The sequence below is a fragment of the Solibacillus sp. CAU 1738 genome (genome assembly GCF_039888725.1).
In the GTDB taxonomy this organism is placed as follows: Bacteria; Bacillota; Bacilli; order Bacillales_A; family Planococcaceae; genus Metasolibacillus.
In genome coordinates this window covers 96,491-117,688 of sequence record NZ_JBDQQN010000006.1, presented here as the reverse complement: position 1 = coordinate 117,688, position 21,198 = coordinate 96,491, and the positions used below count along the sequence as shown (strand labels likewise).

Sequence of the window (21,198 nt, the reverse complement as noted above, 5' to 3'; positions counted from 1 at the left end):
ATCACTCCTCGATAATAAGAACGTCGGTTTTAAATAAATGGTGTTATTGAGCTGTATAGCCACCGTCAATAACGATAGCCTGTCCGGTTACACCTTTAGCTTTATCGCTAGCTAGGAATAAGGCATAATCAGCAATTTCGCTTACATCTAATAGTCGTTTTTGTGGAACTAAAGGAAGAAGCACTTCTGCCAATACGTCTTCAATTGGTACATTTCGTGTTTTTGCTAAATCAGCCATTTGTCCACGTACAAGTGGCGTGTCTACATAGCCTGGGCACAGTGCATTAACCGTAATACCATACTCAGCACCTTCTAATGCCGCAACTTTTGTTAAACCAATGACGCCATGTTTAGCACTGTTATATGCCGCTTTACCAGCAAAGCCAACTAAACCATTAATTGAAGCGATATTGATAATGCGTCCAAATCCTTGTTCTTTCATAATTGGGAAAACGTTTTTTATAAGAATGAAAGGTGCAGTTAACATTATTTTTTGCATTTGTTCAAATTTCGCAGTAGGGAAATCTTCTATTGGAGAAACATGCTGAAGACCAGCGTTATTAATAATGATATGAATGTTGCCGAATGTTTCCTTTGCAACCTTAACTAAGTTTTCTAGATCTGCCTCACTTGTAACATCAGCTTTCACACCGAGCGCTTCATAGTTTTTATTTTTAAGTAACTCGGTAGATGCCTTTAATAGCTCCGCATTAATATCGGATAAAACGATTTTTGCACCAGCTGCTGCAAAGTGTTTACCGATTTCAAACCCGATACCACTAGCTGCCCCAGTAATAATGACGACTTTGTTTTCTACCATTTTTAACTTCCTCCCCTTATTTTATGAAGCCGACTGAATAAGTAATATTATTACATTTTAGTAATTCTAACATAATAGTGGGTTTTGAAGGAGTGGGATATTTTATTTGTTATAATATTCTAACAATAATGAGATTACCCTATTATTAGTAATTGTGTATTGTACCTGATAATAAAAAACCCTCCGCAAAGGTGTAAAGTGCGGAGGGCAGATCATTTATATCAGCTCAAAGTAATAATCAAACCAATAAACTATTTATAAAATTTCTACATAAACGTTATTTACCCTAAATGAGTACAACAACTAATACATAACCAAGAACTGCCAAACAAATAGAACCAATTAGCCCTGCAATAAATGCTTTTCCACCTAATTGCTTAAATGTTTTTATATCGACGTTTAATCCTAATCCAGCCATTGCCATAGCAATTAAAATATAAGCAAGGTTGACAATTGATTGAGCAACAGAAGGAGGGACTATACCAATTGAATTAAATGCGCTCATTGCTAAAAAACCTAGGATAAACCACGGGATGATTGACAATGAAAATCGTTCTTTGTTTTGTCCTTTCTCACCTTTTCGGTATAGAATGCCAATGATTAGGGCTACAGGTACAAGTAATGCGACACGAGTTAGTTTTACAATCACTGCTATATCAACGGCTTCTTCGCCACCAGCGGCAGCTGCTGCAATGGCATGAGCAATTTCATGTAATGTACCACCTGCAAAAATACCATATTCCGTCGGCGTTAAACCAAGTATCGAGTACAATAATGTATAAACAAGCGTAAATATTGTCCCGAGTAAGGCCACAATCGCAGCACCTACAGCTGTTTCTTTTTCATTCGCTTTTATTTGTGGCGCTATAGCAACAACTGCAGCAGCACCACAGATGGCTGTACCACATGCTGTTAAAATGCCTAGTCTTTTTTCTACACCTAAGATCTTTGTTAAGCCATATACAACGATTAAAGCAAATAATAAATTAATACATGCAATAAGAAATACGCTTGCTCCAGCATTATAAATATCTGCTAGATTTAACCGCATACCGAGTAAAATAATACCGAAGCGCAATAATTTCTTACTCGAGAAAGATATTCCTGTTTGCCATGATTCAGGCACACCTAATGCTGCTCTCCAAATCATCCCTAATATTATCGCTATGACGAGCTGCCCTAAAATTGAGAAAAATGGAAATGTCGAAATATACTTTGCAACTAGTGCAATAATAAGTGTTAATAGTAATCCTTTTACAAAAGACATATCTTCTAACCTTTTTTTACTATTAGTCATGTCATGCCACTTCTTTCATCCTTTTTTAATTTAACTTTATAAGAAGGTAAATCATCAGTAAAATACATATATATAATCATTATTATTAATAATCCTAATAATAAGGAGTGAGGACCGTGCAATATGATGCGTTAAAGACATTCATTACACTGGTGGAAGTTAATAATTTTACGAAAGCCTCAGAAGTTTTGCATATTTCTCAGCCAAGTGTAAGTATGCATATAAAAAACTTAGAACAAGAATTTCAAACGACTTTATTTATTCGTTCACCAAAGTCAGTACAAATTACACCAACGGGTGAAATTTTGTATGAACGTGCAAAGCAAATCATGGCTATATCGGAGGCAGCGAAGGAAGATATTTTAGCCTTTCATCATGAGATACAAGGTAAACTTGTTATTGGCGCTACCTTTACAATTGGAGAATATATATTACCGCCCATTTTGGCACTTTTACAGCAGCAATTTCCCCAACTTGAACTACAAGTTATTATCGGAAATACGGACGAAATTATACACCTTACAAAGTTAATACAAGTCGATATTGGTTTAATTGAGGGGCAAGCGCATGACAGTGATCTCACTATTCAGCCTTTTATGCAAGACGAATTATTTATAGTTAGCACAAACAGTCATCCTCTAGTTGTACAAACGACAATTACGGTTGATGAGTTACAGCAGCAAAACTGGGTTGCGCGAGAAGTTGGTTCAGGTACCCGAGATTATTTAGAACATTTATTTAGGGTAAATGGAATTCAAGTACAATCGCTCGTAACGATTAGTAGTAATCAAGGTGTGAAAGAAAGTGTTATGCAAGGGCTCGGACTATCACTATTATCTGGAAGTGTGATTGAGCGTGAAATCAAAAACGGCGATATCAAAATTTTGCCTCTTAAAGACCACCGATTTACAAGAACATTCTCATATTTGTACCCACCTACAATGAAAAATAAGCGAAATGTTGAAACATTCATTGAATTGATTAGAAAATAGTTTAGCCTACTTTTGTAGGTTCACTAAAAAGGCTATCAATGGAGTGAATTACACATGTAAGAGGAAAGATATAAGGAGTGAACAAATTATTTAGTGAAATACATAATAAAAAATCCTCATCACCTGTAAAAAGGATGATGAGGATTTTTTGTATGGATAAGAAAAGGAACTTTTTCAAATCTTACTCTTAGGGTCTTTTGTGATTTGATTTTAGATTTTAAACTTATTGATTTCATTTTGCACTATCATATTTCCATCACTTAACGGTTTTCTCGTGCGAAGACTATTGAATAACAGTCATTAAAGGCATTAATGTGAACAAGTTGATACATGACAATGAAATGCTATGCTAGATTTTTCATAAAGGTTTGATTCTTATATACTGAAAATAATTGGATATTTTTAGTTACAAATCGTTATAGAGAAGATGGGAGAGAATTCAATGAATCGATGTGCGTGGGTAAAACTAAATGAGCCGTTATATGTAGACTATCATGATAATGAGTGGGGGGTTCCGGTGTACGATGACCAGCAGTTATTTGAGATGCTCTGTTTAGAGGGGGCACAGGCAGGGCTTAGCTGGTGGACGATTTTACAAAAAAGAGAGGGCTACCGACAAGCGTTTGACCAGTTTGACGCGTCTGAAATTGTGCTTTATACAGAGGACAAGCTAGCCGAGTTAAAGGAAGATGCGCGGATAGTACGCAATAAATTGAAGATTGCTAGTGTCGTAACGAATGCTCAAGCATTTTTACGTATACAAGAAAAACACGAATCGTTCTCACACTACATTTGGAGCTTTGTGGATCATAAACCGATACTTAATCATTGGTCAACAATAGCAGATGTTCCTGTAACAACGCCGATTAGCGATAAAATGAGCAAGCAACTAAAGAAAGACGGTTTCAAATTTGTCGGCAGTACGATTTGTTATTCATTTATGCAAGCGGTCGGTATGGTAAAAGATCATACAGTAGACTGTTGTTGTTATGAGGTAGCGGAGGATTAGGTAAAAAAGAGAATGTCGGTAACATGTATTCAGTCTATGAGAGAAGGGGAATATGTCATGGAGCGTTCATATGCACAAGCTTTACAACAATATATAACAGCAACCAATTCGCATGATTTCAATAATGTGAAACAAATTCTTGATGAAAATGCTGTCTATTGGTTTACCAATAAAACCTGTACTTCTTTACTAGAAATCCAAAGTAATTTTGAACGTGCATGGGATACGATTAAAGAAGAAGTGCATGCAGCAGAAGATGTGAAATGGTTATCAATCGACGAAAAGACAGCAACGTGTATATATACGTACCATTATCAAGGTTATTTCAACGGTGAATTTATTTCGGGTAAAGGCAGAGCGACGAACATATTTATTAAAAACGACTATGGTGATTGGAAGTTAATTCATGAGCATCTCAGTAACTTTTAATAATATTTACACAGCGGAGGTATAGTTCCATGGTGGGTTTTGAGCCAGTAATACAGCAAGTAAAGCATACTTTTCAACAATTGGATTGTTCAGCTGGCGGCTTAATGATTGTTCAAGATAATGAAATGGTTGTAGAAGAGTATTGGGGTACGCAGTCGAAACAATGCCCTATGAAAACTGTAAATGAACAAACACAATTTCATTTAGCCTCTATTCGAAAAACATATATTGGTTTTGCAGCGGCATATGCATTGTATCATGGATATATTAGATCGCTAGATGACGAAATTACGCTCTATCTAAAAAGTGATTTGGATGTATTAAAAGGGGTTACGATACGTCATTTATTGACGCATACTCATGGTTTAAGAAAAGTGAACGAGGACATTATACGTGAATTTGAGCCAGGGGAAAATTGGGCATATCGGGGAATTGGTGTAGATTTGTTAGTCGAGATTATTCATTTAACAACGAAGCAAACTGCTGCATCGATACTCCATGACGTTGTTTTCAAACCACTTAATTTCAAAGAAACCAATTGGGTAGGCGCATTATCCGAACATCATGTTGAAGTAATTCACCATAATAGTCCGTTTTGGTATGAAAGCGAACTTACAGATGGAAGCAAAATGAATATGTACGCATCCATTCGGGAGTTAGCACAATGGGGATTGCTGCACTTACATAAAGGGGTAGTAAACGATGTGCAAGTAATCCCAAAAGAAATTTTCGAACTCGCGACAGCGATACAAGCACCAAAATCAATTCCTTCTGTAGCAGCTAAAAATGGCTTCTTTTGGTTTGTCCAAGAAAACGAGCGTGGAGTATCTAATTCAGAGTTAAGCCCGTTACTTCCTGAAGGTTCGTATCAGCTATTAGGTTATACAAGTGTAGCCATTTTAGTAATTCCTCTATTCAACTTGGTTGCAGTGAGAGCATTTAATAGCTTCGGCTCACCAGATGGATTCAATTATTTGGATGATGTTCATGATTTCGGGGCTTTATGTGCTCAATGTAGTGTAGGGGACGAATAAGGAAAGCGCCAGCTAGAACACTGCTAATACTGCTCGAACATTACTTACGCAAACAGCTGTATATTGTTGGATTTAGTGGGATGGTGATTGTTTTTTGGGTTGTACTTTTGCTAACTATTGTTGTTTGGAAACGATATTACAATCACGAAATTCATCAAAGCTGAAATGGTGTAAGAGCAGAAAAATATCATTTGGATTTTACTGGGTATACGTTATAATTCACCTAACAATAGAAAGGTGTGATTTTTATGGTAAAAGTATATTTGAATTCACTAATAGCGATAACAAAAGAGGATATGGCGAACTAATAGTATCGAGTGCTGTTCGCCTATCGATCATTAGGAGGAGCATTCAATGTTAAGTAAACAAGGCTTTGATTTATGGGCAAATGGCTATGACAAAACAGTTCAATTAAGTGAGGAAAGCAATCAGTATCCATTTGCAGGCTATAAAGAAATATTAAATACGATTTTTAATGAAGTGATGCAGCAAGGTATAGGTGCTGTATTAGATATTGGTTTTGGAACAGGTGTGCTAACAACGAAATTATATGAGCATGGTCATCAAATAAGCGGCTTTGATTTTTCTTCTAAAATGCTCGAAATTGCAAAAACTAAAATGCCACTGGCGCATCTTTATGAATGGGATTTAAATAACGGGTTGCCTGTTGCGCATTTTGACACAAACTATGATGCGATTATTAGCACATATGCACTGCACCATTTGACAGATGAGCGGAAAGTCGATTATATATTAGAACTATTACCGCAACTGACACAGTCGGGCAAAATATATATTGGAGATATCGCTTTTGAAACGCAGGAGCAGCTTGAAAAATGTCGTCATGAAAGCGTCGATTATTGGGATGATGATGAATACTATTTTGTTCATGAGCAATTCAGTCGTTTGTTGGATGGTAAATGTAAGGTAGAATTTCATCCAATCTCACATTGTGGTGGTATATTTGTAATTTCGAAATTAAGTTAAATACGATAGAGCTGTCTGAAGTTAATTTTAGGCAGCTCTTTTTCTTGAAAGGCTTGGTGAATTAATGCAGCATAGTAAGGGAAAAATAGTAGCATGTTATAGCGAAAGCATCCAGCATGCAAACAAGTATGCCTCTTTTTCAAAAGAACTATTACAACAACCGATTGCTCAAGGGAAATGGAGTATCGTTGAAATTATCGGGCACTTAATAGCATGGGATGAATTTGTGATCAATAAAAGAGTACCGTTTTTAATAAACGGAAAATCACTACCAGCTAGTCCGTCTGTAGAAAAGATAAATAAGCATGCAGCGCAAACTGCTTTGAATAAACCACCTCATGAAGTGTTGGAAGAGTTCACTTCAATTCGTTCTAGATTGATTGAACAAATAGAGGCTATTCGAGAAGATTGTTGGGTGAAGGAATTTAAAATTAATGATTCTCTATTAACTTGGACATCTTATTTTTTAGGGCTAATTCAGCATGATGAGCACCATTTTAAACAATGCGCTGATTTTTTAAATAAAAAATAGAATTAGCTTTTATAGGGGGGATTGTAAGTGGAGTATTTCAAAGAGTTAAGAAAATATGTAGGACATAAACCGCTTATTTTGCCTGGTTCGGTTGCGATCATTATGAATGATCACAATGAAGTGTTATTGCAACAACGTCGAGATGGTGGCTGGGGCTTGCCGGGCGGGCTGATGGAGCTGGGCGAAAGTCTAGAGGATACGGCGCGAAGAGAAGTGCGTGAAGAAACAGGTTTAGAAATAGGTAAATTAAAGCTTCTAGGTGTATTTTCAGGGCCAGATTATTATTTAAAAGTAGCGAATGGTGATGAGCTGTATTCAGTAACCGCGGTGTACTTAACAAGAGACGCAAAAGGAATATTAGATATTGATGAAATAGAGTCCGTTAGCATGCAATATTTTTCTTTGAGAGATTTACCGGCCGGATTAACAGATGGCTACCGCGGTTATATCGAGCCATATATCGAGGAAATACTAGATAAAGCAAAATAAACGTCAACACTCGAAAAAGAGGGTAATTTTTTTATTAATTTGTTGCGAATATAATTTTTTCTAACTCAAATATCAAAAAAATACTATTTTTATGTTTAGTTTAATCGGAATTGGGAATAGTATTTTGATAAAGCACTGTTTAAATAGAAAACGTCAAAAGGAGGGATTTGCATGAAGTATAAGCGACTGAAATTTGCATCATTGTTATTCATCGGTCCGCTTTTTTTGAGTAGTACGTATATATTAGCGAGTGTACTAGGGGATATTGACAATATTAATATGATTGATGAAGTGGATAATGATAGGGCTAGTGAGCAGAACGCACTAACGAAACAAATCCAGCCAGCTATTATACCCGCCTTTACTACACAAAAAGGTACTGTTAAACAAAATATAGATGAATAAGAAGCAGTAGAATATTTGAATAGACGCCTCATAAGAACTGAGACGTCTATTCGTATTTAGTGGTTATATAAAATTCAGAAGATAAAGATGTCCAATCAATAAAAAAGTAGCGATTCATCTATATAACTATAGAAAAAATTGTTTTTGGAATAGCCCTTCAGATCGTTAGCTATATATAGTTAGGTAATTTTTTAGCACGGATAATTAGAAATGAAGGACGCCGTATCTCCTTTGCGATACTAGGTAATTTTCTTGTAGCTTCAAGGGTAGGTATTGGTTCTAGTATTTTTTCAATTTGCAGTCCATTTATTACTAATGTATTGATAATAGTAGATAATGTTCTGTGATACATAACAACACCATCTACAAGCCATGTTTGGGTGCGATAACCTTCTTCGTGGTAATTATCCAACGCATAGTAAAGATAGTTTCCTTGTGTATCACATATCCAACTATCCATCTCTTTATTTGCTGTTACAATCGGATGTTCCATAGAGAAAAGCAGTGTACCATTTGTGCATAAAGCAGTACTTATTTTTTTAATTAATGCATCGAAATCGGCAAAATAGTGAAAGGCCAAAGAGCTACTTATAAAATCAATACTACCTTCAATTACTTCAGCATCCTCAAATGCAACTTGCTCAAACTGTAAACGAGCATGTGAATATTTCTCCTCGGCAGCTGTAATCATATTTTGTGAAATATCGATACCTTTAACGTTTGATGCACCTTTTGAAAGACAAAAGGCAGCAAAATCACCCGAGCCACAACCTATATCTAAAACATTCCGTTCCATTAAATCAGGTACTAGCGCTTGAAAATTCGGTTGTTCGAGTAAACGATTATAATTATTCTCCCTTGCTCTTAAAGCTTGGTATTTCTGGAAAAATTCATTGTTATCATAAATATTTTGCTTCATGATTGCCTCATTTCACCATAACGTTATGGAACCTTTGCGCATTCTTATTGTCTCATTTTAATAAAGAAAAAATAGACTTATAATTTAATTTTTGGTAATATGTAGATAGAGGCATGTCGAAATTTAATAAATGCCCTTCGGATTAAATTACGGGTTAAGACTGTAGAGCGACTTTGAAGAAATTCAAAGTTTGCCTACAGTCTTTTTATTTGTAGGATGAATAAGTTACCTTACTTGAAATTGAGTAGTATTGAAAAATTGCTTTGACAGCGTATTGTTTTTTTATTATAGTCATATAGTTAGTTAGCCTAACTAATTTTAGTTTGGAGGGTATAATATGTATGCTTACTTTTTGTCACTGAAGCTCGTTCAACGACAATATGCATATCAAATGACAGAAACATTGATGCCACACAAAGTGACCGAATTACAATGGGGTTTGCTCCGTTATTTAGTGGAAATTGGTCCTGCGACATTTTCAGAAATAGCCGCGTTTTGGCAAGTGGAAAAGCCGACAATTACCCCGGTAGCACAAAAACTGCTGGAGCAATCTTTTATTGAAGTACAGCTTGGCCAAGATAAACGACAGAAAACAATGGTTATCACTGAGTTAGGCATTGCCAAATATAAAGAAATAAAAGTGGATGTCGATATGTGGTTAACGCATTTAACAGAAGGAATTACAGAGCAAGAACTAGCACAAGGCTTAGCTGTTTTTGAGCAGCTACAACATAACTTGAAAAAATAGAAATGAGGTTTATTGTGAACAAGGAAAAATTATGGACGAAGGAATTTTTAATCATTTCAGCAATAAATTTTTTACTTACATTAATGTTCTTTTTATTAATGGTTACAATTGCTTCGTTCGCAAAAACAGAATTCCATGCGTCGACAAGTACTGCGGGGCTCGTATCAAGTATTTTCATTATAGGGTCACTGATTGGGCGATTAGGTGCAGGGCGCGTGATTGGAGATATTAGTGTCAAAAAAACATTATGGATGGGCATTCTTTTATTTACGGTTACATCGGTGAGTTATTTTTTTGCATATAATATTGCATTCTTACTAATAATTCGGCTACTACAAGGGATTGCAGTTGGTATTGCAGGGACAGCGACAGGTACGATTATTGCACAAATTTTACCCGCGGCTCGTAAAGGGGAAGGTATTGGCTATTATAGTTTAAGTGCTATATTAGCGACTGCAATTGGGCCATTTATCGGTATTTTTTTAATGAAGCTTGAGGAAGGCTTTACATGGATTTTTACGTTAAACGTTGTATTATCGATTTTTTGTATCATTGTTATTATATTGGCGAAAATCGATTTGCCTGCACCTATTAAAAAGGATAGTGTTCAAGAGAATACATCGATTATAGGGAAATTTATCGAGCCAAAAGCGTTACCAATTTCGTTTATAGCCTTATTAATCGGCTTTAGTTATTCAGGTGTAATGTCATTTATTACGTTTTATGCTGAGGAAATCAATTTAGTTGAAGCGGCGAGTTATTTCTTCTTAGTGTATGCCATCGTTATTATTTGTTCGCGACCTTATACAGGGAAGCTTATGGACGTGCGCGGAGCAAATATTGTAGCTTATCCTAGCTTCATAGTATTTGCAATTGGGATGGCGATTTTTAGCCAAGCAACAGCTAGTTGGATGCTGTTACTTGCCGCCGCGTTAATCGGTTTAGGCTACGGAAATTTCAACTCAGTAGCTCAAACAATTGCGGTAAAAGTAACAGACGTTCATCGCTTCGGGTTGGCAACATCAACGTATTTCATTATGTTTGATTTAGGGTTGGGTGTTGGACCTTACACACTTGGCTTTGTTGTACCGCATACAGGTTATCGTCCGGTTTTCGTTGCTATGGTGGCAGTTATTGCTTGCTGCATCCCATTATATTATTTACTTCATGGCCGCCGTGATAAGGAGCTAATAAAAATTTAATAGCGAAAGAAGAGCTACGGGTCGTCTGTTTCCAGGCGATCCTTTTGCGGCTTTCCGGTAGCAATTGAAGAGTAACTTCATAAAATAGAAAACCCTCGAGCAACTCATATTGCAGTTGCCGAGGGTTTAACAGTATATTAAGCGATTTTATTTGTATATGACAGCATTGCGGATTTGTTGAATTTTGCTAAAGCTTTTGTTGCTTCGTTTTTATTATTATACTCGAACATACGATAAGAATTTTTTTCGAAAACTGTAATAACCCACATAGTTAGGTCCCCTTTTATGTTGAATAGTATGTTATATAACAACTAGCTTTATGAGCGGTGTGAATTGATGTTGTTATATATCAGTTGATAATTTTATTCTACTCCGATTTTGAAAAAAAGAAAGTAGTTTGTGTATACTTTCACAAATCGTTCAAAAACTAGCGCATAAATGTGGATATTGTATGAATTGGGGATTCATTGTATTGAGTGGAAAATACACCAGTGAATTACCAGAAAAATGCGGATGTTAAAGCAACACCTGCAATAAATCCAATGGCAATACCAAAGCCAAAGCCATTACGTTCGAAATCATTTTCTCTACCCCAACCCCAGCCTAAGCCATACCCACCTGGATTGTTTGGTTCAAGCCAAACCATTCTTCTTGTTACACGCGTAATATGTCCTACATGTGTATTTCCTTGTCTGTCTGTAATGCGAACTCGCTGACCATGATATTTACAACATAAATCATATGCATCTGCTGAATTCATTATACCTCCTCCTTTCTAATAGAATGTGTTTTACTATATGCAAGAATAGAAAGTACACACGTGCCAATCGTCTACGGCGTATACTAACGAAGGGGGCGTTTTGTTGCCAGTATTAAAAACAGAGGATTGGTTGTTACAGTTATTGGATTGCAAAACCGATGTCATAAGAGCACATTCTGAATGTATTTGTGCACCATTAATACCTTATTTTCAAAATGCAACGTCTGGAGAAATTCAGTTTGAATTATTGCGACAAGGGTTATTTAAGCCTGAAGAAATCCAGCATTCCAAGCAATTATTGTCGACAACGGTTTGGCAAACGGTGCAGCAGGAATTTGAACGACTTCGATTACTTTGGAACGGTCCAGATGTAGCGGTTGTAATATTACCGATTACGAAAGAAGGTCCACAAAAAAATGGTGTCGCTTATCGGCGGACACTCGTATTATTTGTGTCAGCATTAATTGAAGAAAAAGAATTAAAAGCATTACTCGCACATGAGTATAATCATGTGTGTAGGTTAGCCTTCTTACAGCAACGGCCAGATCAAATTACATTACTTAATTCTTTAATTATTGAAGGACTTGCAGAACATGCTGTAGAACAATTATATGGAGAAGAATTCCTTTCACCATGGACAAAAAGCTATACAATAGAAGAAATAATACCGATTTGGAAGCAGTATATAATGCCAAACCTTCAGTTAAAAGGAGTTAGCAATCATAGAGAATTTTTATATGGTAATAGCAAGATGCCGTGGATTGGCTATTGTATTGGGTATCGAATTGTACAATCGTTTGCAGCACAACAATCTGATTTAACAACACTACTCACAACACCAGCGCAAGAAATACTCGCAAACTCACAAATCGGGATTTAATTACAATAATATACATATATTACAATGATGGCCCTGAAAGTTTACACTAAATAGTATAAAAACCAGACAAAATACTCAATTACATAGAAATGTATTTAGGTGGAAATGATTTTTGTTACAATGAACGTAATAATTTTAAGGAGTGAAGATGGCATGAGAAAATGGTTATTAGCTAGTGCTTTTGTGTCAGTTTTATTAGCTGGGTGCACCGAGGACAATACACAAAAGTCAGAGGCGGTAACGAAGGTCGAAGCAGCAAAGCAAACTGAGAAAGTCGCTACGAAACAACAAATCACAGTATTTGTTAGCGATGAGCAGGCTGAATATGTGGAGCCACTTAAAGTGCCATATGAAAGTATGAAATTATCTTTAATTCGCTTTATTTATGATGAAGTGGGTCGTGAGGGAGTTGGTTTAATCGACTACACAATAAAAAATAATGATCGTACTCTAGTGTTGAATTTCGACGATGGTATTTTCAAAGTGCAAGGATCCGCAGGTGGCCGAATGTTTATGGGGTCACTTGCAGAATCCTATTTTGCAAATTTCCCCTATATTGAGGAAATCATTTTATTGCATAATGGCTCACCTGAAGAAATTTTAGACCATGTATCAATTGGTCAACCAATTACACGTAAGCAATCGTTTACAAAACCGGAAAATTAAAAAGTAATTACGAGCTTGATTTTTCCAAAAGATAAGCGTAGTATAATCCGTAAATTCAAATGAAAAGCGTTGAAGAGGAAAAGTATATTAGGCAAGTTTTTTAGAGAGCTTCTGTTGGTGGAAATGAAGTAAATGTACCTAATAGAAAATGACCTTGGAGCTGCGTACCGAAAAATTTAGTAGGCTACGACGAGAAAGGCACTCGTTACAACAGCGGCAGTATCTCTTTTTTGACGTACTGAATGAGGCAAATAGTGTAAACTATTTGTAAATGTAGGTGGTAACACGTGATTCACGTCCTAATCTTTATGATTAGGGCGTTTTTTTATTTTTTTATTAAGGAGGAGAATAAAATGGCAATAGTAATCGGAGGGGCTTGGCCATATGCAAATGGCTCACTTCACTTAGGGCATATTGCAGCCCTCTTACCAGGAGATATATTAGCGAGGTATTACCGACAAAAGGGACAGCGTGTTTTGTATGTGTCAGGTAGTGATTGTAATGGTACACCAATATCAATTCGTGCTAATCAAGAAGGAACAACAGTAGAAGCGATTGCAGACTACTATCACAAGGAGTTTTCGGATAGTTTCTTAAAATTAGGTTTTACGTATGACTTGTATACGCGAACAGACGCACAGCATCATCATCGGTCTGTGCAGCAAATCTTTTTGCAGTTGTTAGAAGCGGGGTATTTATATAAAAAGAAAATAGAGCAGGCGTATTGCGAAACGGATAAGCAGTTTTTACCGGACCGTTTTGTAGAGGGTGTTTGCCCGAATTGCGGGGCAAAGGCAAGGGGTGATCAGTGTGATCAATGCTCGGCCATTTTAGATCCACTTGATTTACTTGAAAAACGCTGCAAAATTTGTGGCAACGAACCAGTCATTCGGGAAACGGAACATTTTTATTTTACTTTTAGTGAGTTCCAGCCATTACTAGAAGCATTTTTACAAAAGGCTAAAGATGAAAAGCGTTGGCGTGATAATGCACTTTCGTTAACTAGTCGTTATTTAACAGAGGGAGTACCAGATCGTGCAGTAACACGTGATTTACCAAATGGCATCGCTGTACCGGTTGATGGCTTCAAGGATAAAAAGATTTACGTATGGATTGAAGCGGTGTCAGGTTATTTAACTGCAAGTATGGAGTGGTCGCAACAGCACGGGGAAAAGATTGAGGAATGGTGGAATGAGGAGACTATTTCTTATTATGTACATGGGAAAGATAATATTCCGTTCCATAGCGTTATTTGGCCAGCTATATTAATGGGTCTAAACAATCCTGCACTACCAACGCATATTATTTCAAATGAATATTTAACGCTTGAGAAACGTAAGTTGTCAACGAGTCAAAATTGGGCTGTATGGGTTCCGTATATTTTATCAAAATATAATCCAGATTCGATTCGCTATTTTTTAACTGTAAACGCCCCTGAAAATCGTGATACGGATTTTTCATGGCGAGAATTTATTTATAGTCATAATGGCGAGCTACTCGGTGCATATGGCAATTTTGTTAACCGCACATTGAAATTTATTGAAAAATCTTTTGATGGCGTTGTACCAACAGGTGAATTTGATGCAGAAATTCGTTATATAACGACTGAGCTATATACAAAAGTAGGAGAGCTCATTGAACAAGGTCATTTTAAAGTAGCGCTGGATGAAGTATTTGGCTATATTCGTTCATCCAATCGTTATTTTGATGAGCAACAGCCTTGGATTCAAGTAAAAGACGATGTGGAAAAAGGGAATGATACGCTTGCAACATGTACGTATATCATTGCGAATTTAGCACAACTTTTGCATCCGTTCCTACCATTTTCTACACAGAAAATACGCGAAATGTTGCAAATTGACGTAATCGAGTGGCAAGAGCAAACTCAACTTCCAAAAACATTATTTGAAGTGACGCCGTTATTCGAACGACTTGATACGGCGCTTATTGAAGAAGAATACAATGCGCTTGTTAATGGTTCTAAAGGATAGAATTGACATTTTTAAAAAAGTCAGCTATATTTAAATTACTAATTATCGGAAGTAGGTGATGTGACATGATGAATAGATTTGCTTTTGACAAACTGCCATTCAGTCTGTTCAATTTCACACGCCTAAAGTGTACGTTTTGACGTATACTCTTTTAAATGCGCGCATGAAACCTTGAACTGCTGAAATGGCAGCTCAAGGTTTTTTTTATGCATACATTTAGGAGGATAACGAATTGAATTTAAACAAGTTAGGGTTTACCCCATTTTTTAGCGAGCAAGTAGAAACAGTAAATAATAAATATAAACAGACAATCCCGGCACGCGTTGTGTTAGAGCATAAGCTGTCATATCGAGTTATAAGTGAAGCAGGTGAATGGCTTGCTACTGTTGCAGGGAATTTTGCCTACAATGCGCTAGCTCGTGAAGATTATCCCGCAGTAGGTGATTGGGTGCTAGTTGAACAAATGCCGGGTGAGGAAAAAGCCATTATTCATAAATTATTACAGCGTAAATCGGTGTTTTCCCGTAAAGTAGCGGGTTTGGAAATTGAAGAGCAAATTGTTGCAGCGAATGTTGATATTGTTTTACTAGTTATGAGCTTAAATGCGGATTTTAATATTCGCAGGCTGGAACGATATTTAATTGCAGCTTGGGATTCAGGTGCTAAACCGTTGATCGTCTTAACAAAGGCGGATTTATGTGATGATGTGGAGGGGCATGTGAGCGAGGTTGAAGCAATTGCGTTTGGCGTTGATATTGTTGTCACAAGTGCCGTGACGGGTGAAGGCTTTAATACAATCCGAACACTGTTTACAGAAGGTGTTACAGGAGCGTTGCTTGGGTCATCTGGTGCAGGGAAATCAACAATAATGAATGCACTTCTTGAGACCGAACACATGAAAGTTTCAGGTATTCGTGAGGATGATGCAAAAGGGCGCCATACAACAACGCATAGGGAGCTAGTTATGTTACAGACAGGTGGCTGTTTAATAGATACACCTGGTATGCGTGAGCTACAGTTATGGAACCAATCTGATAGCTTAGCCGTAAGCTTTCAAGATATTGAAGAGCTAGCGGACCAATGCCGATATCGAGATTGTACACATAAAAGTGAACCTCATTGTGCGATAAGGTTAGCTATAACAGAAGATGTATTAGATGAAGCGCGTTTGCAAAGCTATTTTAAATTACAGCGTGAGCTTGCTTATATCGAGCGTAAAACGAATGCACAAGCAAAGCTAGTAGAGCAACGTAAGTGGAAGAAAATAACAAAGGGTATGAAAGCGAATAAAAAGACTAAATAACTAAAAAATGTGCATTCGAAAATCTTTTAGTTGAGATAAATGCTACGGGAAATGGCCTAACATGTAGCATTTAGTAGTGTAAGTAGCTATTCAGCACACCTTTTGCACGTTGGCTTATTTATGTCTTCTAAATGTTGATTAAAAGATTAAAAATATCTTATTGAATAAACAGTGTGAGAAGAAGCATATTCAATATTTATTAGAAAATCCATTTTGCGTAGCTGCAAAATGGATTTTTAATTTTTTTATTGCAAGCAACATATATATACATAGAGTGTCTAACGAAATCTAGTTCTATAAACAAAAGTAGTATTAGTAGATAAATTTTTTAACTCTAACGGAAGGGGCCAACGAGTATGAAGTACTTACTCATACTAACGCTTGCTTGTCTTTTTCTTCTCGGTTCCTGTCTAGAAGAAAATGCAATTGACAAATCTCGGATTAATGATTCTGAAAATGAAACAAATAGTAATCTGAAATTGCCAAGCGGAATTCCAGTCACAAAAGGGAAATTTTTAACGGCAACAGCAACAACGGATAGTTATTTAACGACGATTATATATTATGAAAGTGAGAAAAAACTCCCGTTAAATGACTCGGAAATTGAGGATGTGGCGCAACCAATTGCCCGTCTGCAGATTGAAAAATACGCAACAGAGCAAGAAGCAAATGAACAAATTGCGTTTGAATATTACGCTCAGTATGGTGGGCAGGAAGTGGAATTAGGCTACAATATTACAGGTTATCAAGAAGAGGCTGCCGGTTCATTTTGGACGAGCTGGAATGAAGGGTATTGGGCAATATCAACACATACGCAGACGAGTGAACCGAGCAAAGGTTTATTACTTGCAAAGCAGGCTGTTGAATTTTTAGAAACGCATAAGCTCCCGATTCCGAAGACGCATGGCCGCGCCTATTTAGATGTAGATGAAAAAAATAGTCGTATCATTTGGCAGGAAGGTACAAAAGTGTACACATTAGATGAAGTAGTAGATTCAATCAAGCTATTAGAAATTGCGACGAGTATTGAGTGATAGACTTTATTGGAAATAAACACCGAAAATAAATACCAAGTAATTATGTAAGAATAATATTGATTTATATGTTACTTTCGGATAATATATAAAAAAGTTAATTTTCTGAAAAATTAACTAAAAAAGGGGGGGCATTTAGATGAGAAATAAAAAGTTTTTCTTACTATTATTTGTTTTTACTTTAATTTTTGTTTTATCTGCATGTAGCGGGGATAGTGGGAGTACGGGTGAGACGACCAAAGATACAACAAAAGATACAACAAAAAGCGAAGGGACCAGCACACAAAGTGAGGAAACGATTACAGGTGGTGAGCTAGTCTTAGAAGTGTTATCAGAAGCAGTCGAGTTAGATCCACACGGGTCAAACGATGTACCTTCTTCAAACGTGCAGCGTAATATTTACGAAACACTTATAGTGCGTAATTTTGAAACAGGTGATTTAGAGCCGTTACTTGCAGAATCTTGGGAGTATATTGATGATTTAACATTACAATTGAAGTTGCGCTCAGGCGTAAAATTCCATGATGGTACAGACTTTAATGCAGCTGCAGTTAAAGTGAACTTAGATCGTCTTTTAGATCCTAAAGTAGCATCACCACGAGCATCGAACTTCGAGCCAATCTCAGAAGTAATTGTTGTAGATGAGGCAACGGTACAAATTAAAACGAAAGCACCATTTGGATCGTTATTATTTGCCTTAACGCATCCAGGTGCTAATATGATAAGCCCAACTGTTATTGCGGAAGATTATAAAGCGATGGAAGCTGGCGAGAAAGAGCGTGCTTATGTAAATGCACATCCAATTGGTACTGGTTTCTTAAAACTCGATAAATGGACATCAGGTCAGGAAATTCGTTTAGTAAAAAATACAGAGTATTGGGGCGACCAAGTATCTTATGATTCAGCTGTATTTAAAACAGTCCCTGAAAGTGCGACACGTGCAGCTGATTTAGAAGTAGGGAATGCACATATTATTGATCCGGTACAACCTACAGAAGTTCCACTTGTAGAGGGATTTGCAACAGTGAATAAACAGCCTTCTGTATCTGTTGCTTATGTGGGCTTTAATGCAAAAAAAGCACCGTATGATAACGTTAAAGTTCGTCAAGCCATTTCAAAGGCAATTGATCGTAGTTCTATTATTGCAGGTGTTTATGATAACTTTGGAGTACAAGCATTTGGTCCGTTATCGCCAATGGTATGGGGTTACACAGACCAAATTACGAAGCAAGATTATAATCTTGAAGAAGCAAAAGCATTACTTGCAGAAGCGGGCTATGCAAATGGTTTCAAAACAATGATATGGACGAATGACAACCCACAACGTCAACAAATTGCAGTTGTTTTACAAGAGTCTTTAAAGCAATTAAACATTGAAGTTGGCATTGAAGTAATGGAGTGGGGAGCGTATTTAGATAAAACAGCAATAGGGGAGCATGATATGTTCATTCTAGGCTGGTCACCATCTACTGGAGATGCAGATGGAGCCTTGTATCCACTATTCCATTCAACAGATATGGGGAACAATAACCGTACATTCTACTCTAACCCAGAAGTGGATAAATTATTAGCAGCTGGGCGTATAGAAACAGATGCTACAGTTCGTGCACAGATTTATAAAGATGTACAAGAAATCATTAACACTGAAGCACCAGCAGCATTTATTCACCACCAAGCATATTTAACAGGGGTAAGCAATAAGATTACTGGTTTCTCTGTCGATGCAACGGGTATTTATCAGCTACAGGACGTGCAAATTATTAAATAAATATTGATTAGAAAATAAAACTTACCTAGTCAAAAATGCTTTATGTAGAAAAACTACATAAAGCATTTTTTTATGAATTGAATTGGTTTTGATTACTTTTTCAACTCATTGATACCGGTAATTAAATTAGTAATGTTAGCAAGCTTCGCTGTAATTTCTTGCTGCTCTAATTGTAAAATTGTTTTAGTATTATTGAGTTTCAAAATAATAGCGGATAATAGTTCCACTGAATTACATCCGTTATCTCGTTTTACTTGAAAAATCACTTGAATATCTTTCAATGCTAAGCCTAAGCCTTGCATTTCCTTAATTGCTTGAAAGTCTGCTAAATCTTTGGCTGTATAGTCTCTTAGATTATTTATCCATGCGGGTCGTAATAAACCTAGTTCCTCATAATGACGGACCGTATCTCTTGTAGTATGAGCTTTTTCGATAAAGTTGCCAATCTTCAAAATATTTCACCTCGTTCTATTGACATGGGGTTAACCCCACAATTTAACCTAAAAATAAACACCAAAGGAGGCTATATATGATTAGTAGTGTATTGATTGTTGGATATTGCTGTATCAGTTTAATTGCTATAGGCATTTATTGTTATCGACAAAAAGGGCAAATTGGTAGCTTTGCAAAAGGTGCAACGGTTGCATTCTTTATCGTTACACATATAGCGTTTTTAGGATTTGGATTGTTTAAAAATAAATTTGATTTTTCTATTACTATACTTTTATATTTTTGTATATTAATTATTCTTTCTCGTTATTCAAATGGCAAAATATTATTTAATAAAACCAATTTATCGCACCATCTCTATACAGCTACTTTCTTTTTGCTCATTTGCTTGATCAATTATTTGAATTATTAAAACTAGGTCAAAGCAGAAGTAGAATTTCATACTTTTAATAATATATTCCTTTAAAATGGCAATACTCCTTTTATTCTTCAAATAGTAATGCTGATTTTTGGTTTTATATATTACTTTGGTAAACTAAATAGAGGGAGTGTGATTATATGCGAGATGTGAAGTTCAGAGGACAAAAGGATTGCGGAAATGCACCGAGAAAAGTTGTTATAGAGCAAATCCTGTTAGCGATAGCAGAACAAAATATACCGCACTTACAGGAGCAGTTAGCTGAAGATATTCAGTGGGATTTTGTCGGGAATAGATCATATAGAGGTATTAAAAGTATAGCTGAAGCACTTGACGAAATGCCCTTTTGTGAAGAACTAATAATCGAAAACACCATTACGCACGGCCGCGATGGCGCAGTAAGCGGCGAGATTATTGGAAATGGATTGAAATTTGGTTTTAGTCACATATGCCAATTTGCAAGTGCCGGCAAACAGGCGAGATTAAAACGAATGACAACTTATTTAATACAAATTGGTGAGACAGATGATTAAAAATATTTTACCGCCCGTTGTAGATGAGCATACAAAAGTATTAGTTGTCGGCTCAATGCCTGGGGTACAATCACTAGAAAAACAGCAATATTACGGCAATGCGCGCAATCACTTTTGGCCAATTATTAGTGAAATTACAGGGCAGACTATACCCGATGATTACATTAAACGGCTTGAATTATTAAAAGCACACGGTATTGGTTTATGGGATACAATTCAATCATGTGAACGCCAAGGTAGCTTAGATGCTACTATTCGCAATGAAATTCCGAATGATTTTGCAGCACTTTTTAAGAAATATCCCCATATAAAAGCGGTATTTTTCAATGGTAGTAAAGCGTTTGATGTTTTTAAAAAGCATATAGGATTTGCTGTACTAGCAAGTAGAGATTTTGAAAAGATGCCATCGACAAGCCCGATCCCTGGAAAGAATATAAAGTCTTTTGAGGAAAAAGTAGAAGCTTGGAGGGAAATTGGGAAATATATAACTCAGGGTTAACTATATAATTGAAATCATCTTAAACTTTCATTA

At 36.4% G+C, this 21,198-nt stretch carries 25 protein-coding genes and 1 other annotated feature; of the genes, 19 read left to right on the top strand and 6 right to left on the bottom strand.

What is annotated here, in order from left to right; translation table 11 throughout:
• Nucleotides 1-43 precede the first annotated feature (43 nt).
• Together AAFN87_RS16505 and AAFN87_RS16500 are read right to left on the bottom strand one after the other, a co-directional pair.
• Entirely contained in the window at nt 44-820 is a 777-nt protein-coding gene (locus tag AAFN87_RS16505; RefSeq protein WP_347792163.1) for a 3-hydroxybutyrate dehydrogenase, read from the bottom strand.
• A gap of 286 nt (nt 821-1,106) precedes the next feature.
• Nucleotides 1,107-2,117 (bottom strand): YeiH family protein, encoded by a 1,011-nt coding sequence (locus tag AAFN87_RS16500; protein WP_347792162.1) that lies wholly within the window; start codon nt 2,115-2,117, stop codon nt 1,107-1,109.
• Nucleotides 2,118-2,233: 116 nt separating this feature from the next.
• On the opposite strand from AAFN87_RS16500, the gene AAFN87_RS16495 reads away from it, so the two are divergent.
• From AAFN87_RS16495 to AAFN87_RS16460, 8 genes are all read left to right on the top strand, one after another.
• The gene (locus tag AAFN87_RS16495) at nt 2,234-3,109 is read left to right on the top strand and encodes a LysR substrate-binding domain-containing protein (protein ID WP_347792161.1); all 876 of its coding nucleotides are present in this window, start codon (nt 2,234-2,236) and stop codon (nt 3,107-3,109) included.
• Between the two features lie 442 nt (nt 3,110-3,551).
• Nucleotides 3,552-4,118 carry a DNA-3-methyladenine glycosylase I gene (locus tag AAFN87_RS16490; protein WP_347792160.1) on the top strand — a complete coding sequence of 189 codons (567 nt, stop codon included), beginning with the start codon at nt 3,552-3,554 and terminating at the stop codon, nt 4,116-4,118.
• Nucleotides 4,119-4,175: 57 nt separating this feature from the next.
• Nucleotides 4,176-4,547: a YybH family protein gene (locus AAFN87_RS16485; protein ID WP_347792159.1), complete on the top strand. Its 372-nt coding sequence runs from the start codon at nt 4,176-4,178 to the stop codon at nt 4,545-4,547.
• 29 nt (nt 4,548-4,576) lie between these two features.
• Complete coding sequence (locus tag AAFN87_RS16480) at nt 4,577-5,581, top strand: serine hydrolase domain-containing protein (protein ID WP_347792158.1); 1,005 nt, start codon at nt 4,577-4,579, stop codon at nt 5,579-5,581.
• A 354-nt stretch (nt 5,582-5,935) separates the two neighbouring features.
• On the top strand, nt 5,936-6,568 hold the full coding sequence (locus AAFN87_RS16475) for a class I SAM-dependent methyltransferase (protein ID WP_347792157.1): 633 nt from the start codon (nt 5,936-5,938) through the stop codon (nt 6,566-6,568).
• A 64-nt stretch (nt 6,569-6,632) separates the two neighbouring features.
• The gene (locus AAFN87_RS16470; RefSeq protein WP_347792156.1) at nt 6,633-7,100 is read left to right on the top strand and encodes a DinB family protein; all 468 of its coding nucleotides are present in this window, start codon (nt 6,633-6,635) and stop codon (nt 7,098-7,100) included.
• A 27-nt stretch (nt 7,101-7,127) separates the two neighbouring features.
• The gene (locus AAFN87_RS16465; protein ID WP_347792155.1) at nt 7,128-7,589 is read left to right on the top strand and encodes an NUDIX hydrolase; all 462 of its coding nucleotides are present in this window, start codon (nt 7,128-7,130) and stop codon (nt 7,587-7,589) included.
• 171 nt (nt 7,590-7,760) lie between these two features.
• Entirely contained in the window at nt 7,761-7,994 is a 234-nt protein-coding gene (locus AAFN87_RS16460) for a hypothetical protein (RefSeq protein ID WP_347792154.1), read from the top strand.
• A gap of 169 nt (nt 7,995-8,163) precedes the next feature.
• Here the strand turns inward: AAFN87_RS16460 and AAFN87_RS16455 are convergent, their stop codons facing one another.
• Nucleotides 8,164-8,913, bottom strand: a complete 750-nt coding sequence (locus tag AAFN87_RS16455; RefSeq protein WP_347792153.1) for a class I SAM-dependent methyltransferase — start codon at nt 8,911-8,913, stop codon at nt 8,164-8,166.
• 337 nt (nt 8,914-9,250) lie between these two features.
• Here AAFN87_RS16455 and AAFN87_RS16450 point away from each other — a divergent pair, with 337 nt between their 5' ends.
• Together AAFN87_RS16450 and AAFN87_RS16445 are read left to right on the top strand one after the other, a co-directional pair.
• Nucleotides 9,251-9,661, top strand: a complete 411-nt coding sequence (locus AAFN87_RS16450; protein ID WP_347792152.1) for a MarR family winged helix-turn-helix transcriptional regulator — start codon at nt 9,251-9,253, stop codon at nt 9,659-9,661.
• A 14-nt stretch (nt 9,662-9,675) separates the two neighbouring features.
• Nucleotides 9,676-10,863 carry an MFS transporter gene (locus tag AAFN87_RS16445; protein ID WP_347792151.1) on the top strand — a complete coding sequence of 396 codons (1,188 nt, stop codon included), beginning with the start codon at nt 9,676-9,678 and terminating at the stop codon, nt 10,861-10,863.
• Between the two features lie 137 nt (nt 10,864-11,000).
• On the opposite strand, the gene AAFN87_RS16440 is transcribed toward AAFN87_RS16445, so the two are convergent.
• Both AAFN87_RS16440 and AAFN87_RS16435 read right to left on the bottom strand, forming a co-directional pair.
• Nucleotides 11,001-11,132, bottom strand: a complete 132-nt coding sequence (locus AAFN87_RS16440; RefSeq protein ID WP_347792150.1) for a hypothetical protein — start codon at nt 11,130-11,132, stop codon at nt 11,001-11,003.
• A 227-nt stretch (nt 11,133-11,359) separates the two neighbouring features.
• Nucleotides 11,360-11,623 (bottom strand): hypothetical protein, encoded by a 264-nt coding sequence (locus AAFN87_RS16435; protein WP_347792149.1) that lies wholly within the window; start codon nt 11,621-11,623, stop codon nt 11,360-11,362.
• Nucleotides 11,624-11,726: 103 nt separating this feature from the next.
• On the opposite strand from AAFN87_RS16435, the gene AAFN87_RS16430 reads away from it, so the two are divergent.
• From AAFN87_RS16430 to AAFN87_RS16405, 6 genes are all read left to right on the top strand, one after another.
• The gene (locus AAFN87_RS16430) at nt 11,727-12,503 is read left to right on the top strand and encodes a DUF2268 domain-containing putative Zn-dependent protease (RefSeq protein ID WP_347792148.1); all 777 of its coding nucleotides are present in this window, start codon (nt 11,727-11,729) and stop codon (nt 12,501-12,503) included.
• Nucleotides 12,504-12,656: 153 nt separating this feature from the next.
• Nucleotides 12,657-13,169 (top strand): hypothetical protein, encoded by a 513-nt coding sequence (locus AAFN87_RS16425; RefSeq protein ID WP_347792147.1) that lies wholly within the window; start codon nt 12,657-12,659, stop codon nt 13,167-13,169.
• A gap of 60 nt (nt 13,170-13,229) precedes the next feature.
• Nucleotides 13,230-13,474, top strand: a binding site (T-box leader).
• Nucleotides 13,475-13,522: 48 nt separating this feature from the next.
• Nucleotides 13,523-15,160: a methionine--tRNA ligase gene (gene metG / locus AAFN87_RS16420; protein WP_347792146.1), complete on the top strand. Its 1,638-nt coding sequence runs from the start codon at nt 13,523-13,525 to the stop codon at nt 15,158-15,160.
• A 232-nt stretch (nt 15,161-15,392) separates the two neighbouring features.
• Nucleotides 15,393-16,463, top strand: a complete 1,071-nt coding sequence (gene rsgA, locus AAFN87_RS16415; RefSeq protein WP_347792145.1) for a ribosome small subunit-dependent GTPase A — start codon at nt 15,393-15,395, stop codon at nt 16,461-16,463.
• A gap of 356 nt (nt 16,464-16,819) precedes the next feature.
• Entirely contained in the window at nt 16,820-17,497 is a 678-nt protein-coding gene (locus AAFN87_RS16410) for a hypothetical protein (RefSeq protein WP_347792144.1), read from the top strand.
• A gap of 139 nt (nt 17,498-17,636) precedes the next feature.
• Nucleotides 17,637-19,265: a glutathione ABC transporter substrate-binding protein gene (locus AAFN87_RS16405; RefSeq protein ID WP_347792143.1), complete on the top strand. Its 1,629-nt coding sequence runs from the start codon at nt 17,637-17,639 to the stop codon at nt 19,263-19,265.
• Between the two features lie 92 nt (nt 19,266-19,357).
• On the opposite strand, the gene AAFN87_RS16400 is transcribed toward AAFN87_RS16405, so the two are convergent.
• Nucleotides 19,358-19,717 (bottom strand): MerR family transcriptional regulator, encoded by a 360-nt coding sequence (locus tag AAFN87_RS16400; protein WP_347792142.1) that lies wholly within the window; start codon nt 19,715-19,717, stop codon nt 19,358-19,360.
• Nucleotides 19,718-19,794: 77 nt separating this feature from the next.
• Here AAFN87_RS16400 and AAFN87_RS16395 point away from each other — a divergent pair, with 77 nt between their 5' ends.
• From AAFN87_RS16395 to AAFN87_RS16385, 3 genes are all read left to right on the top strand, one after another.
• Complete coding sequence (locus tag AAFN87_RS16395; RefSeq protein ID WP_347792141.1) at nt 19,795-20,127, top strand: hypothetical protein; 333 nt, start codon at nt 19,795-19,797, stop codon at nt 20,125-20,127.
• A 146-nt stretch (nt 20,128-20,273) separates the two neighbouring features.
• On the top strand, nt 20,274-20,666 hold the full coding sequence (locus tag AAFN87_RS16390; RefSeq protein ID WP_347792140.1) for a nuclear transport factor 2-like protein: 393 nt from the start codon (nt 20,274-20,276) through the stop codon (nt 20,664-20,666).
• Complete coding sequence (locus AAFN87_RS16385) at nt 20,659-21,165, top strand: DNA-deoxyinosine glycosylase (RefSeq protein WP_347792139.1); 507 nt, start codon at nt 20,659-20,661, stop codon at nt 21,163-21,165. The genes AAFN87_RS16390 and AAFN87_RS16385 overlap by 8 nt, the downstream gene beginning before the upstream one ends.
• The last annotated feature ends 33 nt before the right edge of the window (nt 21,166-21,198 follow it).

Excerpts from the sequence above, each read along its gene's own strand:
- AAFN87_RS16505 (WP_347792163.1), bottom strand. The coding sequence starts at position 820 with ATGGTAGAAAACAAAGTCGTCATTATTACTGGGGCAGCTAGTGGTATC.
- AAFN87_RS16500 (WP_347792162.1), bottom strand. The coding sequence starts at position 2,117 with ATGACTAATAGTAAAAAAAGGTTAGAAGATATGTCTTTTGTAAAAGGA.
- AAFN87_RS16490 (WP_347792160.1), top strand. The coding sequence starts at position 3,552 with ATGAATCGATGTGCGTGGGTAAAACTAAATGAGCCGTTATATGTAGAC.
- AAFN87_RS16485 (WP_347792159.1), top strand. The coding sequence starts at position 4,176 with ATGGAGCGTTCATATGCACAAGCTTTACAACAATATATAACAGCAACC.
- AAFN87_RS16480 (WP_347792158.1), top strand. The coding sequence starts at position 4,577 with ATGGTGGGTTTTGAGCCAGTAATACAGCAAGTAAAGCATACTTTTCAA.
- AAFN87_RS16475 (WP_347792157.1), top strand. The coding sequence starts at position 5,936 with ATGTTAAGTAAACAAGGCTTTGATTTATGGGCAAATGGCTATGACAAA.
- AAFN87_RS16470 (WP_347792156.1), top strand. The coding sequence starts at position 6,633 with ATGCAGCATAGTAAGGGAAAAATAGTAGCATGTTATAGCGAAAGCATC.
- AAFN87_RS16460 (WP_347792154.1), top strand. The coding sequence starts at position 7,761 with ATGAAGTATAAGCGACTGAAATTTGCATCATTGTTATTCATCGGTCCG.
- AAFN87_RS16455 (WP_347792153.1), bottom strand. The coding sequence starts at position 8,913 with ATGAAGCAAAATATTTATGATAACAATGAATTTTTCCAGAAATACCAA.
- AAFN87_RS16450 (WP_347792152.1), top strand. The coding sequence starts at position 9,251 with ATGTATGCTTACTTTTTGTCACTGAAGCTCGTTCAACGACAATATGCA.
- AAFN87_RS16440 (WP_347792150.1), bottom strand. The coding sequence starts at position 11,132 with ATGTGGGTTATTACAGTTTTCGAAAAAAATTCTTATCGTATGTTCGAG.
- AAFN87_RS16435 (WP_347792149.1), bottom strand. The coding sequence starts at position 11,623 with ATGAATTCAGCAGATGCATATGATTTATGTTGTAAATATCATGGTCAG.
- AAFN87_RS16425 (WP_347792147.1), top strand. The coding sequence starts at position 12,657 with ATGAGAAAATGGTTATTAGCTAGTGCTTTTGTGTCAGTTTTATTAGCT.
- metG (WP_347792146.1), top strand. The coding sequence starts at position 13,523 with ATGGCAATAGTAATCGGAGGGGCTTGGCCATATGCAAATGGCTCACTT.
- AAFN87_RS16410 (WP_347792144.1), top strand. The coding sequence starts at position 16,820 with ATGAAGTACTTACTCATACTAACGCTTGCTTGTCTTTTTCTTCTCGGT.
- AAFN87_RS16405 (WP_347792143.1), top strand. The coding sequence starts at position 17,637 with ATGAGAAATAAAAAGTTTTTCTTACTATTATTTGTTTTTACTTTAATT.
- AAFN87_RS16395 (WP_347792141.1), top strand. The coding sequence starts at position 19,795 with ATGATTAGTAGTGTATTGATTGTTGGATATTGCTGTATCAGTTTAATT.
- AAFN87_RS16390 (WP_347792140.1), top strand. The coding sequence starts at position 20,274 with ATGCGAGATGTGAAGTTCAGAGGACAAAAGGATTGCGGAAATGCACCG.
- AAFN87_RS16385 (WP_347792139.1), top strand. The coding sequence starts at position 20,659 with ATGATTAAAAATATTTTACCGCCCGTTGTAGATGAGCATACAAAAGTA.